Annotated in this window: 11 protein-coding genes; 4 read left to right on the forward strand and 7 right to left on the reverse strand. The window is 63.3% G+C overall.

What is annotated here, in order from left to right; genetic code table 11:
• Positions 1 to 2: 2 nt before the first annotated feature.
• The 3 genes from AC07W0_RS20080 to AC07W0_RS20090 are packed head-to-tail and all read right to left on the reverse strand — an operon-like array spanning position 3 to position 2,936.
• Positions 3 to 320 (reverse strand): AtuA-related protein, encoded by a 318-nt coding sequence (locus AC07W0_RS20080; protein WP_102618016.1) that lies wholly within the window; start codon positions 318 to 320, stop codon positions 3 to 5.
• The gene (locus tag AC07W0_RS20085; RefSeq protein WP_102618017.1) at positions 317 to 1,642 is read right to left on the reverse strand and encodes an acyclic terpene utilization AtuA family protein; all 1,326 of its coding nucleotides are present in this window, start codon (positions 1,640 to 1,642) and stop codon (positions 317 to 319) included. Before AC07W0_RS20085 ends, AC07W0_RS20080 begins: the two co-directional genes overlap by 4 nt.
• Position 1,643: 1 nt before the next feature.
• Positions 1,644 to 2,936: a CitMHS family transporter gene (locus tag AC07W0_RS20090; protein WP_102618018.1), complete on the reverse strand. Its 1,293-nt coding sequence runs from the start codon at positions 2,934 to 2,936 to the stop codon at positions 1,644 to 1,646.
• 111 nt (positions 2,937 to 3,047) lie between these two features.
• Here AC07W0_RS20090 and AC07W0_RS20095 point away from each other — a divergent pair, with 111 nt between their 5' ends.
• Positions 3,048 to 3,944: a LysR family transcriptional regulator gene (locus tag AC07W0_RS20095; RefSeq protein ID WP_102618019.1), complete on the forward strand. Its 897-nt coding sequence runs from the start codon at positions 3,048 to 3,050 to the stop codon at positions 3,942 to 3,944.
• 42 nt (positions 3,945 to 3,986) lie between these two features.
• Here AC07W0_RS20095 and AC07W0_RS20100 read toward each other — a convergent pair whose 3' ends face one another.
• Positions 3,987 to 4,589 (reverse strand): glutathione S-transferase family protein, encoded by a 603-nt coding sequence (locus AC07W0_RS20100; RefSeq protein ID WP_017845833.1) that lies wholly within the window; start codon positions 4,587 to 4,589, stop codon positions 3,987 to 3,989.
• 10 nt (positions 4,590 to 4,599) lie between these two features.
• Positions 4,600 to 5,766 carry an aminotransferase-like domain-containing protein gene (locus tag AC07W0_RS20105; protein WP_046483985.1) on the reverse strand — a complete coding sequence of 389 codons (1,167 nt, stop codon included), beginning with the start codon at positions 5,764 to 5,766 and terminating at the stop codon, positions 4,600 to 4,602.
• Positions 5,767 to 5,847: 81 nt separating this feature from the next.
• Here AC07W0_RS20105 and AC07W0_RS20110 point away from each other — a divergent pair, with 81 nt between their 5' ends.
• The 3 genes from AC07W0_RS20110 (at position 5,848) to AC07W0_RS20120 (ending at position 8,518) form a co-directional block, all read left to right on the forward strand.
• Entirely contained in the window at positions 5,848 to 6,282 is a 435-nt protein-coding gene (locus AC07W0_RS20110) for a MarR family winged helix-turn-helix transcriptional regulator (RefSeq protein ID WP_046382563.1), read from the forward strand.
• A gap of 196 nt (positions 6,283 to 6,478) precedes the next feature.
• A complete protein-coding gene (locus AC07W0_RS20115; protein WP_167331342.1) occupies positions 6,479 to 7,810 on the forward strand; it encodes an NCS2 family permease in 1,332 nt (443 codons plus the stop codon).
• A gap of 66 nt (positions 7,811 to 7,876) precedes the next feature.
• Positions 7,877 to 8,518 carry a LysE family translocator gene (locus AC07W0_RS20120; RefSeq protein WP_057003890.1) on the forward strand — a complete coding sequence of 214 codons (642 nt, stop codon included), beginning with the start codon at positions 7,877 to 7,879 and terminating at the stop codon, positions 8,516 to 8,518.
• On the opposite strand, the gene AC07W0_RS20125 is transcribed toward AC07W0_RS20120, so the two are convergent.
• Positions 8,499 to 13,763 (reverse strand): dermonecrotic toxin domain-containing protein, encoded by a 5,265-nt coding sequence (locus AC07W0_RS20125; RefSeq protein ID WP_102618020.1) that lies wholly within the window; start codon positions 13,761 to 13,763, stop codon positions 8,499 to 8,501. The genes AC07W0_RS20120 and AC07W0_RS20125 overlap by 20 nt on opposite strands.
• Before the next feature lie 147 nt (positions 13,764 to 13,910).
• Positions 13,911 to 14,264: a hydroxyisourate hydrolase gene (gene uraH / locus AC07W0_RS20130; RefSeq protein WP_017845823.1), complete on the reverse strand. Its 354-nt coding sequence runs from the start codon at positions 14,262 to 14,264 to the stop codon at positions 13,911 to 13,913.
• Between the last annotated feature and the right edge of the window lie 175 nt (positions 14,265 to 14,439).

Below are 14,439 nucleotides of genomic sequence, written 5' to 3' on the forward strand. Positions count from 1 at the left end.
TCCTACAGAGGGGGGATTTCCATGTCCAGTAATGCGGAGCCCAGGCACTTGCCATGGGCGTCCAGCGCCAGCGAACGGGTCACGCCGCCGCGCAAGATCCCCGGCAACACGAAGTTCAGCGCCTGCACGTTGGGCAATTCATAGCGTCGCACCGGCGCCGCCCCCGGCTCCAACAGCCCGGCGAAGAACGCCGCCACGCGCGCGGCCGTGAGCTGTTCGCAGAGCAGCGGATAATCCTCAGGGCGATAGGCAATGATCGAAATGTTCGAGGTGTCGCCCTTATCCCCGGTGCGGGAATGGGCCAGGGTATGCAGCTTCATGCTTCGATCCTCGGGTTGACGGCGTCACGCGGCAACAACAACGAGGCCACCGCCACCACCTGGCGCACGCTTTTGCTGGCACCGCCGCCGCCGGACGGGCCGTTGGTGTAGAGGGTTTCCACTTCATTGCCGACCCGCACCGCTTCGCTGCGTTCCTCACAACGCGCAGCGACGCGCAGGCGCACTTCCCACGGCTCGACGCGGCTGCGCGGGCCGTGCAGCGAGTCCATGCCGATCAACTCGGCGCGCACGTCCTGCATCTTCACCCCCATCAGTTCCAGGCGCTTGAGCACCACCTCTCGCGCCAGTTCGGCGCGTGCGACAGCTCCCGGCCCGCCGTAGGACATCTGCCCCTCGCCGATCCAACCGTCCAGGTAACCCACGCTGACTTTCAACCGTTCCGGCCGCGCCCGTCCCGCAGCGCCCTGGGCGCGTACCCGGTCGACGCTTTCCTCGACAAAGCTCACCTGGGAAAAGTCGGCCGTCACGTCCGGCGTCAGATAGGCCGCCGGGTCGTGTACTTCGTAGATCAATTGTTCAGTACACGTAGCGCGGCTGACGCGCCCGCCGGACCCGCTCACTTTGGTGATCACGGCGTTGCCCTCGGCATCGATCTCGGCCAGGGGGAAGCCCAGGCGCGCCAGGTCGTCTACGTCCTTGAACCCGGGATCGGCGAAATAGCCGCCACTGACCTGCCCCGCGCATTCGAGCAAATGCCCGACCAACGTGCCGCGCCCCAGGCGCAACCAATCGTCAGCCGCCCAGCCGAACGCAAACATCTGCGGCGCCAGAAATAGCGACGGGTCGGCCACGCGCCCGGTGATCACTACATCGGCCTCGGCGCGCAACGCCTGCAGAATGCCGTCGACGCCCAGGTAGGCGTTCGCGGAAATCAGCCGCGCACCCAGCGAGCCAAGGGTCTGGCCGTTATCCAACACCTGCTCGGGGCGCAACACGTCGAGCACATCATCGCCCACCACCGCCACGACCTTGAGGCTCAGGCCCAGCTCATTGGCAATGCGCCGCACTTCAATGGCCGCCGACACCGGGTTGGCCGCGCCCATATTGGTGATCACGCGCAAGCGCCGACGACCTGCCTGCTCACCGACAAAGGGCAGCACCCGGCGCATGCGCTCACTCAGCAACGGGTCATACCCGCCCTGCGGATCGCTGATGCGTGCCTGTTGCGCCAAGGCGATGGTGCGTTCGGCCAGGCATTCGAAGACCAGGTAATCGAGGTCGCCCTGTTCGGCCAGTTCCACGGCAGGTTCGATGCGGTCGCCGGAATAGCCGGCGCCGGAACCGATGCGCAAGGTTTTCATCTCAAAATACTCCCAGGAGCAACGCGGTCAGGGTCATCAACACCGACGCGGCGAACAGAAACGGAATCGTGAAGCGCTGGTGATCGGCCAGCTCGATCTTGCACAGGCCCACCAACAGGAAGGTCGCGGGGGTCAGCGGGCTGACCGGGAAACCGGTGGTGTGTACGCCCAGCAGCGAGGCCTGGGCCACTTGCAGCGGGTCGACGCCCAGGGCCTTGCCGACTTCGGCGATCACCGGCATCACGCCGAAATAGTAGGAATCGGGGTCGAACAACATGCTCAGCGGCATGGAAATAAAGCCCACCACTGCCGGGATCAACTTGCCGTGGCCGGCCGGAATCTGCGCCACCGCCACTTCGGCAATCGCCTTGAGCATGCCGGTGCCTTGCATGATGCCGGTGAACACCCCGGCGGCGAGCAGGATACTGGCCATGGTCAGGGCGGTCTTGGCATGGGCGTCGATGCGTGCGCGCTGGGCGTCGACATCCGGGTAGTTGATGCACAGTGCGACCACGGTGCCGAGCATGAACATCACCACCGGGTCGACCCAGCCGGCGATCATCACCACCATCACCAGCACGGTGAGCATCAGGTTGACCCAGAACAGCCGTGGGCGTCGCAGCTTGATGTCGTCGTCGCTGAGCACCCGTTGCGGCACGGCATCCACCGTCGAACCGGCGCCCAGGCCAAGGCGTTTTTCTTCACGATGGCCGAGCCACCAGGCGCAGGCGAAGACAAAGATCAGGCCGACGATCTGCACCGGGATCAGCGGCTGGAACAGATCCGCCACCGGCACATGCAACGCCGCCGACGAGCGCAGCACCGGGCCGGTCCACGGCAGGAAGTTGACCCCGGCAGCCATCGCGCAGACGCAGGCGAGGATGCGTTTGTCGATGCCCAGCCGCGTATACAGCGGCAGCATCGCCGGCACCGTCACCAGAAACGTCACCGCGCCGGAACCGTCCAGGTGGACCAGCAAGGCGAGGGTCGCGGTGCCAACGACAATTCGTGTAGGACGCGTCCCTACCGTGCGCAGGATGCGATCAATGATCGGGTCAAGCATGCCGGCATCGGTCATGATCCCGAAAAACAGAATCGCGAACACAAACATGCCCACCACCGGGGCAACGTTCTTGATCCCGGTAATGATGAAGGCACTGGTTTGCAGGCCGAACCCGCCGAGCAGCGCAGCGATGATCGGCAAGGCGATCAGCGCCACCAGGGGCGAGAGGCGTTTGCTCATGACGGCAGCGAGCAAGCAAAGGATGGTAATGACACCCAGGGTAGCGAGCATGGGTTACTCCAGAGCGGCCTTGGTGGCCGGTTATTGTTTTCCCTGGAGTATTGGAAACGCGTTAGTCTTTGTAAATTGGAATATTCACCCGCTAGCGTTCGGAAAAACAAAATGAAGAACTCTATCCAACACATCCAAGCCTTCCTCGCTGTCGCGCGCACCGGCAGCTTTACCAAGGCGGCCAACGAACTGCACCTGTCGCCGTCCGCGCTCACCGTGCAGGTTCAGCAACTCGAGGACTGGCTCGGCGTCGCCCTGCTCGACCGCAGCCCGCGGCATGTCAGCATCACGGCCGCCGGCCAGGAAGCGCGCGGGCCGATGGAAAAGCTGCTGCTGGACCTGGACAACATCGTCACCGGCTCCCGCGACCTCGCGGCGTTACGTCGTGGCGTGGTGACCATCGCCGCCCTGCCCTCGGTGTGCGCCGGCGCCCTGCCGCCCGCGCTGCGCCTGTTTCGCGAACGCTTCGGCGGGATCGAAGTGCGCCTGCATGACCTGGTGGCCCATCGCATTCATGCCCAGGTGCGCTCGGGCGAGGTGGACTTCGGCATCGGCGTGCGCGCACGGCTGAACCACGGGCTGGCGTTCGTGCCGGTATTGAATGATCGGCTGTGCGCGTTCGTACCGCAGGATCATCCCCTCGCCCGCTATCCAGCGCTGACCCTGAAGCAACTGGCGGATCAGCCGATCATCCTGACCGGGCGCGACAGCAGTGTGCGCGAACACGTCGAAGCGCTATTTGATGAGACACGCCTGACGATGAACGCGGGGATGGAGGCCAACTACATGTCGACGGTGTTGGCGCTGGTGCGTCAGGGCTTGGGGATCAGTGTGCTGCCGGAGTCGGCGGCGGACAGCCTGGAGGGGTTGAAGCGCATCAGCATCGATCATCCCGGCGTGAACCGCGAGATCGGGTTGATCAGTCGCAACGCGATGGCGCTGAGCCCGGCGGCGCAGCGCTGTTTCGACTTGCTGCATGAAAAATTATCCGACACACCACTGAGCTAAATGCGGGAGGGGCTTGCCCGCTCCCACAATTGACCGAGTGAGTCAGTCGAGCATCGCCACATGTCTGGGATGGCTGGCCACACGCTTCAGCCATGCCTGCAGCGCCGGGTAAGGCGTCAAGTCAAAACCGCCCTCATGCGCCACGTGGGTGTAGGCATACAGCGCAATATCCGCAATCGAATACTGCTCGCCCACCAGGTACGGCGTGCTTTGCAGTTGGCGCTCCATGACCTTCAACGCCTTGTAACCGCCCTTGTGGGTGGTTTTGTATTCGTCGAGGCGATCCTCTGGCATCCCCAAGTACAGTTGGATAAAGCGCGCCACCGCAATGTACGGCTCATGGCTGTACTGCTCGAAGAACTGCCACTGCAACACTTGGGTACGCAAGCGCGGTTCGGTCGGCAGAAACTCGCTGCCATCGGCGAGGAAATTGAGGATCGCATTGGATTCCCACAGGCAGGTGCCGTCTTCGAGCTCCAGCACCGGGATCTTGCCGTTGGGGTTCTTGGCCAGGAATTCGGCGGTCTGGGTGTCGCCCTTGAGGATGTCGACATCCACCCATTGATACGGGATGCCCAACAGGTTGAGCATCAATTTGACCTTGTAGCAGTTGCCCGACTTGTAATCGCCATAAACCTTGTACATGGGGCTCCCCTTATGCCGCTCGCGCGTGCTGTGCTTGACGGACCACCGCGGCCAGGCGCTTGAGACCTTCGTCCAGACGGGACGGGTCGATATGGCTGAAATTGAGCCGCAGTGAGCCAAGGTGCTGGTCCGGCTCGGAAAAGAACGGTTCACCGGGCATGAACGCGACGTTCTGATCGAGCGCAGGAGCCAACAAGGTGCGGGTGTCGAGCGGCTGTTTCAAGGTCAACCAGAAGAATAATCCGCCCTGGGGCACTTGCCAGTCGGCCAATTCGCCGAAATGCCGCTCGAGCGCCGCCTGAAAAGCATCCCGGCGCGCGCGATAGAAACCACGCAGCTCGACCAGATGCTGTTGATATTTTTCGCTGCCGAGCCACTGCATCGCCTGCCACTGGCCGACGCGGTTGGTGTGCAGGTCGGCCGACTGCTTGAGCTTGAGCAAGTGCGGGAACAGGTCGGGGCTTGCGATCAGGTAACCGACGCGCAGGCCGGGCAACAAGGTTTTCGACACAGTGCCGGTGTAGATCCAACTGGCCTTTTTCAGGCGGCCGGCGATGGGCTGCGCACTGCCGCCGTCGAAGGTCAGTTCGCGGTACGGTTCGTCTTCGATCAGGGTCACGTCGAATTCATCGAGCAGCGCCGCGACGGCTTCGCGCTTGGCCTCGCTGTAACGCACGGCCGACGGGTTCTGGAACGTCGGGATCAGGTAGATGAACGCCGGGCGGTAGCGTTCAAGACGTGAGCGCAACGCGGCCAGGTCCGGGCCGTCGGCTTCCAGTTGTACGGTGAGGCACTCGGCGCCGAACAGTTGGAAAATCTGCAAGGCCGCCAGGTAGGTCGGGCCTTCCAGGAGGATGTTCGTGCCCTTGTCGATATACAGCTTGGCCGCCAGGTCCAGGGCCTGCTGGGAACCGCTGACCACCAACACCTGGCTGGCCTGGCACGGCACACCCAATGCACGCGCCTCGGCGGCGAGCAATTCACGCAGCTGCGGCTCGCCTTCGCTCATGCCGTATTGGCCGATGTTCACCGGCATGTCGTCCCAGTTCAACGCAGGCAACATCGCTTCGGCCGGCAGCCCACCGGCGAACGACATCATTTCCGGGCGCTGGGCCGCCGCGAGGATTTCACGGATCAAGGAGCTTTTGAGGCGCGTAACACGTTCTGAGAAGGCCATAGGGTCACCGGTAGCAAAGCCTGTGGGAAATACGTCAAACTGGTTGACCGAAATTACGACGACTTGTGTGGATACGTCAATATGCTTGACCTTAAAAACCAGACCAGCCAGCAAACCGCCATGGAAGCGTTCTTCTTCGGCTACCAGGCGTTCACCGCCAAGGCCGACGAAATGCTGGAGCGCCGCGGCCTGAGCCGAGTGCATCAGCGCATCGTATTTTTTATCGCGCGCTACCCCGGCCTGAGCGTGAAGGAACTGCTGGAATTGCTCGGCGTGAGCAAGCAGGCGCTGAACATGCCGCTGCGCCAATTACAGGAAATGCACCTGGTGCAAAGCGTCGCGTCGGAGACCGACAAGCGCAAACGCCTGCTGGAATTGAGCGCCGAAGGTCTGCGTTTCGAGCAGTCCTTGCGCCGCGAACAGGTGAAGTTGTTGCAGCGCGCCTTCAATGAAGCGGGGGAAGCCGCGGTGAACGGCTGGCTGGCGGTCAATCAGGCGTTGAGTGCGGTGAATTAGCCTTTCATCCTTTTTTGCGCAGACAATCGAAAACATTATTTGCTTTTTTTGTATACAAAAGCATAATTCGCTTCGTGCGAGTTCCTGACCTATCAGTCAACAAACCCGCCAGTACCTCACAGCGCCTGCGCGCTGACCATAACAATAAAATGCTTGAGGAGTACTTGCTGTGGATAGCCGCAAATCCGAAGCCCCGCTGGACCTCGCCGCGCCGAACCTCTCCGCCGCCGACAGCGGCTGGCTCGAACGCCTGTTCAAACTGCGCGTGCATGGCACCACAGTGAAGACCGAGTTGATCGCCGGCCTCACGACGTTTATCACCATGGCCTACATCATCTTCGTCAACCCGAACATCATGGCCGATGCCGGTATCGATCACGGCGCCGCCTTTGTCGCCACGTGCATCGCTGCCGCGCTGGGGTGCCTGTTGATGGGCCTGTATGCCAACTGGCCGGTGGGCCTGGCGCCGGGCATGGGCTTGAACGCGTTCTTCACCTACACCGTGGTCGGGACCATGGGCTACACCTGGGAAACGGCCCTCGGTGCGGTGTTTATCTCCGGCGTGTTGTTCATGGTGCTGACGCTGTCGCGCATCCGCGAATGGCTGCTCAACAGCATTCCGGTGAGCCTGCGCCATGCGATGGGTGCCGGTGTCGGCTTGTTCCTCGGGGTGATCGGCCTGAAAACCGCCGGCATCATCGTCGACAGCCCGGCCACCCTGATCAAGCTCGGTTCGCTGCACGAGCCGGCACCGTTGCTGGCGGCCATCTGCTTTCTACTGATTGCCATCCTCAGCTACCACCGGGTGTTCGGCGCGATCCTCATCAGCATCATCGCCGTGACCCTCGCCGGCTGGGGCCTCGGGCTGGTGCACTACAACGGCATCCTCTCTACCCCGCCGAGCCTGGCACCGACCTGGTTAGCCATGGACGTGATGGGTGTATTCAATGTGAGCATGATCAGCGTGGTGTTCGCCTTTCTGTTTGTACACATGTTCGACACCGCCGGCACCCTGATGGGCGTCGCGCAACGGGCCGGGCTGGTCAACCCCGACGGCAAGATCCACAACCTGTCCCGTGCGTTGAAGGCCGACAGCGCCTCCAGCGTGTTCGGCGCCATGGTCGGCGTGCCACCGGTGACCAGCTACGTGGAAAGTGCCGCCGGTGTCGCCGCCGGCGGCCGTACCGGGCTGACCGCCGTGACCGTGGGCGTGCTGTTTGTGGCGGCGATGTTTTTCGCGCCGCTGGCGGGCATGATTCCTGCGTATGCCACCGCCGGCGCGCTGATTTATGTGGCGATGCTGATGATGGCGAGCATGGCCCATATCAATTGGGACGACGCCACCGACAGCATTCCGGCGATCGTCACCGCGATCATGATGCCGCTGACCTTCTCGGTCGCCGACGGGATCGCCCTGGGCTTTATCACTTACGTGGCGCTCAAGGCCGGCAGCGGCAAGTACCGCGAAATTTCCGTCAGCCTGTGGGTGCTGTGCGCGATCTTTATCGCGAAATTCATCTTCCTCTAGGTCGGCAACCCCCGAAGAAACCGCCTCACCTTTGGGTGAGGCTTTTGCATGAAAGGAGCACTGTGAATGAACCTGGAAACCTGGCTGCTGTTCAGCGGCGCCGCGCTGGTGGTGATCCTGATCCCCGGTCCCCTGTCGTTGCTGATGATCAGCAACAGCTTGAACTACGGCCTGCGCCGTTCGTACCCGGCGTTCCTCGGCGGCGTGTTCGCCTCGATCTGCCTGTTGAGTGCCTCGGCACTCGGCCTGGGTGCGCTGTTGCTCGCGTCGGAACAATTGTTCAGCGCCTTGAAGATAGTCGGCGCGCTCTACCTGTTTTACCTCGCCTGGCAGAGCTGGCAGCAATCGCGCCAACCGGCCCACGGCGCGGTGGTGCCCCTGGCCGTCGCCACGCCGCGTTTTCGCGCCTTGTTTGGCCGTGCGTTTGTGCTGGGCGCCAGCAACCCCAAGGACATTCTGTTCTTCGCCGCCTTCCTGCCGCAGTTCCTCAGCAGCCAACAGCCGTTTCTGCCGCAACTGCTGGTGATGATCGCCACCTGGACCGTGCTCGACCTGTTGTGCAAGCTCGCCTACGGCCTTGGCGCCCACGGCGCGGCACGCTATCTGCGCAGCGGCAACGGCCAGAGCTGGTTCAACCGCACCAGTGCCGGGCTGTTCGGGGCGGCTGGCGCGGTCTCGCTGCTCAACGTCAGAGCGGGGTCACTTTGACAAAATACACGCTGGGGCGGACCGACCCCGTCGCCTGCCACTGAATGCCGGCGGCGATCCGAACCAGACGGTTTTCCCGCAGCGCACTCTTGACCGCAGCCAACGCCAGCGAGGTCGGGTGTCTGATGATTGCGGCATTGAACCAATGGTCTGTCAGGCGGTTTTCCAACGGCACAGAGCCGCGCCCAAGCCAATGCAACGACACGTAGTACAGTTTGTTTGAACCGCAGCGCGAATGTGTCACGAGCAATTCATGGCTGGGCTTTTTGCCGCGCATGACCTGCAGTTCCTGCACGTCGAAGCCCTGCTGTTCGAGCACGCGCTTGACGGCTGCGCGCTGTGCAATCTCCCGCTGCGGCGCACGCGCGCGGCCGCCGGTGCGCAGGGTCGGGTCCAGGCCGGCGACGTTGAAGTCGACGCGAGTGAAGCCCGGTGCCTTGCCGTCGAAGCCGATATAGATCGATCGGCCGCTGCTTTCGGTGGGCCGCAGCATTCTCAGCAAATCATCAGTCTGGCCCAGCCGGTTGGCGGTGGGGGTCAACCAATTGTCCAGCGCTGCACGCACATTGAGCAGGTGGCTGGCCGTCGCCGAGCGAGAAGTATCGGCCAGTTCGACCAGCCGGGCGACGGCCATGCTGCGGCTATGGGTAGTAAGGTTCGGGAACGCCGTGGCGACAGACCGTTCCAACGGCGTGTCGAACAACGGCGCGTGGAGCCGCCACTCGCCCGCCTGGGTGCGTGATACCGGGATGGGCTGTTCCTCCAGCGCAGTGTCTGTCCAGCGCTCAAGGTCCGCCCGGGCCAGTGATACCAGCGGTTCATCCTTGGTAATGAATGCAAGGCCGCTCCAGGGCGCACTGTCCCCCGGCGCCAGCACCCGGTAATAGCCCACCCCCGATGCCGTCGGGCGGTCGTACTGGGCGCCGATATAGATGACATCGTAGGGAAACCCCGGCGGGTCCATATGCACATGAAACGTGCCGAACGCCGAGGAGCCAGGCACTTGGCCCGTGGGCACGCGCGCGCGCCAGGCGAACCACTCGGTGTTCGGCGCAGACGAGCGATAAATGCGGCTTTCCGTAGCGGCGCGCACCGTCGGTGGGCGCCAGTCCGGTGGCGGCGTCACGGGTGGACGCCATGGGTTGAGCACCCCGGAACTGGTGCCCGCGACCGGTTGCGGTGCATCCGCGCCGAGTAACCATTCCTTGGACTGGTGGATGTGCAAAATCAGTTCGTCCTGCCCCGGCGCCTGCGGGTTCTTCAGGCGAAACGCCGGTTCGTCTCCACGTCGGTAAAGGGGGTAAGTGTGGGTGTCGTCCGCCACAAAGAGCTCACCGTGTTTCACCTGCACGCCTGCCGTGTCCGGCCCTTTCAGCGCAACGGCGCCCTCAGGCACGCCGTTGATTTTGAAGCGATCCAAGGCCTTGAGCCGAGTCAAGGGCGGCGTTGCCACGCGGGAAACCCCGGCATCCGTCGCCATCCGTAAACGATGTAGCCGCCCCAGCACGGCCCTCAGCGCCGGCCGCGCGACACCTGCGCCGACACGTCCGACTTTCCTGGGGCCGGGGACAAAGTTCAGCAACACGTCGATCACCATAAAGGCGCTCATGAAACCCACATCGACCGCGTCCCGGGGGTCGCCGAAACGGTGATAACGCCGTGACACCAGCAGCAGCTCATGGAAGTCATTGAACGTCCCGTACAACGGCGAAAAAAACCCCACCAGCGCCCGTGCGCGGGTATCACCCTGCTCATTCAGGCGCTGGTTCCGATAGTGCTCCAACGCCTTGCCGGAATGACTGGCCGCTTGAGTGCGGCGTTGCAGCTCCTGCACGCTGGCGTGGTAGAGCAATGCCTGGGCGTTGCAGTGGGGCACGGCCACAAGCGCGAGCCAGTCCTGCGGAGCACTGGCGATCTGTTCAAGGGTCTGGGCTTCGATCTCCTCGAGCACCACCGCAGGTTCCAGGTGCTTGATGCCGAATGAGCGCACGAAGTCGATCCCCCGCCAGATGCCCTTCATCATGAAAAACGCCGGTATGGCTTTCAGCGTTTTGGCGGCCTGGGCGCGCGCATCGACCCCCTCCGGTGGCTGGGGGAGCGCCTCGAATGCCCAGCCCGGCGCGACCTGCCGCGCCAGTGTCTTGACGTTATCCGCTAACGCACCGATGCGGTTCAATGCAGCGTGGGCCTGTTGCAGGCTGCTGTACTCGGTCAGGACCAGGGCCGACGGCGCATCGGGCCAGTAAACCACGCACAGGTCGGTACGCGGGTCATGTACCGCGACGATCCCTGCGACATAGCGATCATGCTGCAGGGTGTGGCCGACCAGATGGACCACGTACAACTGCAGCGGGTGCTGACTGCTCGACAGGTCCTGCGGCGTGCGTGCCACCATCGCTGTCTTGAACAGGCTTTGTGCCGTTGCCGTCAGCCCCCGTTGCACCGCATCGAACAGGTGATATGCAGCGCCCGCTTGCAAGGCGCGATTCAATAACCCAGGGATACGTCCGTTGCTGAGCACACGGTCGGTTTCACGACGGGGATAATAAACTTGGTGGATCAGGGCATCGTAGCGGCCACCGATGTCCAGCGAAGACACCAGGTCGATCAAGTAAGCCGCATTGAGGCGCTGCTTCCACTCGGGTTGCAGATAACGCGCATGATCGAATCGCCACTGCGTCCAGGGTGCCAGCGGGTCCAGGTTATGCAGCGCCAGTTGCAGCAAGCTGAAGGAGGTGCGCGTCGCGGTCGGGGTCAGCACGATGCGGCGATCGCCCACGGCGCAGCCACTGGTCCAGCCACAGAAAGCGCCGTGGACATCATCGGGCATCTCAATCAACGCTTGGTCGATATCCAACTGCGGAAAAAAACCGTCCTCGCGCAAACGGGCGATCAAGGCGCGCCGGGCAAAGGTGTTCAGATCAGGCAGGCATTGCTCCAGCCGGCTTTTGAAGGCCAACGCGTTGCCCAGGTACAAGCGCAGCAAGCGCTTGAAGTGTTGACGCTGGGCCCGTGGTGCGTGCGCGAGCCAGGCGGGCAACGTTTTCGCCTCAGACGCCGCCGTGCGCAGCAGCTCAATATTGGCCAGCGCCTGGCTCAGGGCGTTATTGGGCGGGATCTTCAACTGCGCGTCCAGATCGACCATCAGCAGCGCGCGGCTCAGGTCGGCATCCGTCACTTCGCTGAACACCCGCGTGATGTCCTCGCTGCTGCGGTGTAAGCGGTCGTAGCTCCCCAGCAGTTTCTTGAGCGCAGCCAGCGCGGGCTTGCCGTTGATTTCAACGTAGCGCACGTCGAGTGTTTGCGCGGCGGCATGGGCGCGCAGGTCGGCGCGTTTATCGTGCTCGACGCAGCGCCACAACACCGAGTCGTCTGGGCTGTTCAGGCTTGCCTTGAGGCTGCGGGTCAACGCGTCCAGCCCGGCAAACGCCTTGATCCCACCCTCCACGCCGAAAGCGTAAAGCACCACCGGCAGTTGGCGCGACGAGCGCTCTAGCGCCGCAGCCGTGGTCACCACCCACACGTTATGGAGCGGGTAGAAAGCGTCCGGCGCGCTGCCCACCGCGATCGACAGCACTTGGGCAAGACTGCCCGGGCGACGGCTGGCCAAGGGTTGGTCGACCACCTCGATCATCAGGGCGCGATGCGCCGTACTGATCCGCTTGAGGCGGTGTTGCAACTCCACCTCGCAACGCAGGGCCCCGGTTTGGGCCTGCATAAACAACGACACGCGCCTGAGCGTACCCGCTCCCCCCGGACGTTCAGCCCAAAAAGCCAACTCCAGCAGCCGTTGCCCGGCATCTTGCATCAACGTATTCAACGCTTGGATATGCACGTCAATTTGGCTCATCAGCGACGCAATGACCCGGTACGCCAGGGTATCCGCGCTGGGATCAGCCGGGACCAGCAGCGCGAGCAGCGCATCTTCGTAGCGTGCGACCTGACGCTGCGCCGTGTGCAGGGCCAGGCCGGAGGCCGTGCTGGCGAAGATGATTTCTGCGCCTCGGCGTTGCCGGTCCCACTTGAGTAATTGCGCGCCGATCACGCCAAGCCGAGCGCCGCCGACCCATTGCTGCCTCGCCTCTTCGACCGCGGCCAGAAACGGTGCGGCATCCGGCAGTCGAGGCCGCCCTTCGGAAAACACGTAGCCGTCATTCATCTTCGCCGCACACGCCAACTCGTTGCTCCATTGCCCACTCAGCAAGGCCTCGGCACCCAGCGCCAGCGCATCGGCCATCAGCGGCAGGCCGCGCATAAAGGCGCTCGTCGCAGACAAGGCAGCGGGGCGGTACACGTTATCGCGCCGACTTAACGGCAGGCACTGCCAGAGTGCGTGGAACCGCGACCGGTCCAGCGCCAGCAGGCCGTCCTGCAGGGCGGCGAAGGACGGGTACTCGTAGAAGTTGCGGCCCCCACCCGGCAGGTAAACCACATGCGGCGCATCGCTGGGGTCGCCCTCGCGATACAGATGCAGTGCCCCTGGGATCGCGACCGCCGATACCCCCGGCCACAGCAACTGGCCGACGCGCAGCGTAGCCCAAGCCCCGCCCGCACGTCGGCGCGCCTCGGCGCTGGGCGCATCGATCAGGGCCTGAACCATGGCGAATCCCGCACGCGATAGCTCGTCCAGTTGCCACGCCAAAAAGGCCCGGTCCGCAAACAGCTCCGTGTGCAACTCGACCCAGCGTTCCCGGCGTGTGAGCCAGGTGCCCTGCGCCAGGCAGTCCCAGTAGGCGCTCACCGCATGGGCGAGCCGCTCGAACAGCTGCAGCGCGACGACGCGGCGCAGGGCTTCCAGCGGCGTATACGGCAAGTGCCGTTCCGGCGCGTCTTTGACACTCAGGGCGGTGAATTGATTGACGTTGATCACCACCGTCGGCAGAACCAGCAACGCCAACGCCCGCTCGGTCAGGCTCTCGACTTTGCGCGGCGCGGCGGGCGGCTTGGGCTCGCTGAACAATAGGTGGTCCGGGTCCATTTCGAACGCTTTGCGCAGCTCGGCGCGGATGACCGTCAAGACTTTCGGCGAACGGCCTATCAGCCGCGCCAGTGCGCGTGTCGCGGCGACGCAACGCGCGTCGGCAAGCGCAATTCGATTGATCAGGCGACTGGGGTGCGTGTAGGCGTTGATCCGCCGTATCAGTTGCTCGCGAATCGCCTGCGTTTGTACTTGGGCGGCAAGGTCCGGGTCGTCGGCATTAACGGTGTCGGGTGAAGCACTCGCGTGGTCGGGGGACGAGGTCATGGGGTTTTCTTCTGCATGAGGAAAACACCCAGCCTAGGCAGCGCCGCAGGGCAAAAGGCGCTAGATAGTTGCATGCGCAAGCGACATAAAAAAGCCCGCAGTGTGGGCGGGCAAAAAAACCAACGAAGAGCGTCGAGGGGGTAAGGCTCAGCTACCGCGATAGGTGGAATAGCTGTAGGGCGAAATCAACAGCGGCACATGGTAGTGCTCCTGTTCGGCGCTGATGCCGAAGCGCAGCACCACCACGTCGAGGAACGCCGGCTCCGGCAATTGCACGCCGCGCGCCCGGTAATAGTCGCCGGCGCTGAATTGCAGTTGGTACACACCGCTGCGGTAGGCGTCGCCTTGCAGCAACGGTGCGTCGCAGCGGCCGTCGCTGTTGGTGACGGCAGTGGCGACCAGTTCCAGTTGCGCGCCGTCGACGCGGTACAGCTCAACCGTGATGCTGCTGCCGGGACAGCCGTGAGCGGCGTCCAAAACGTGTGTGGTCAAACGTCCCATGGCGTGTACGCGCCTCCCGAGGTCAATAGAAATGAGTGCCGCACTTTTTCAGGGCAGCGAAAAAGCTGGTGTGGGCCGATTAAGACACTTTTCAAAAAAATTGTACACAATAAAAATCACAAACCTTGCGATCCTTCCACTGGCCTGGCGCGACCGGCCGATTCATGAGTCATCC

The organism is Pseudomonas sp. GW704-F2, assembly GCF_059423025.1.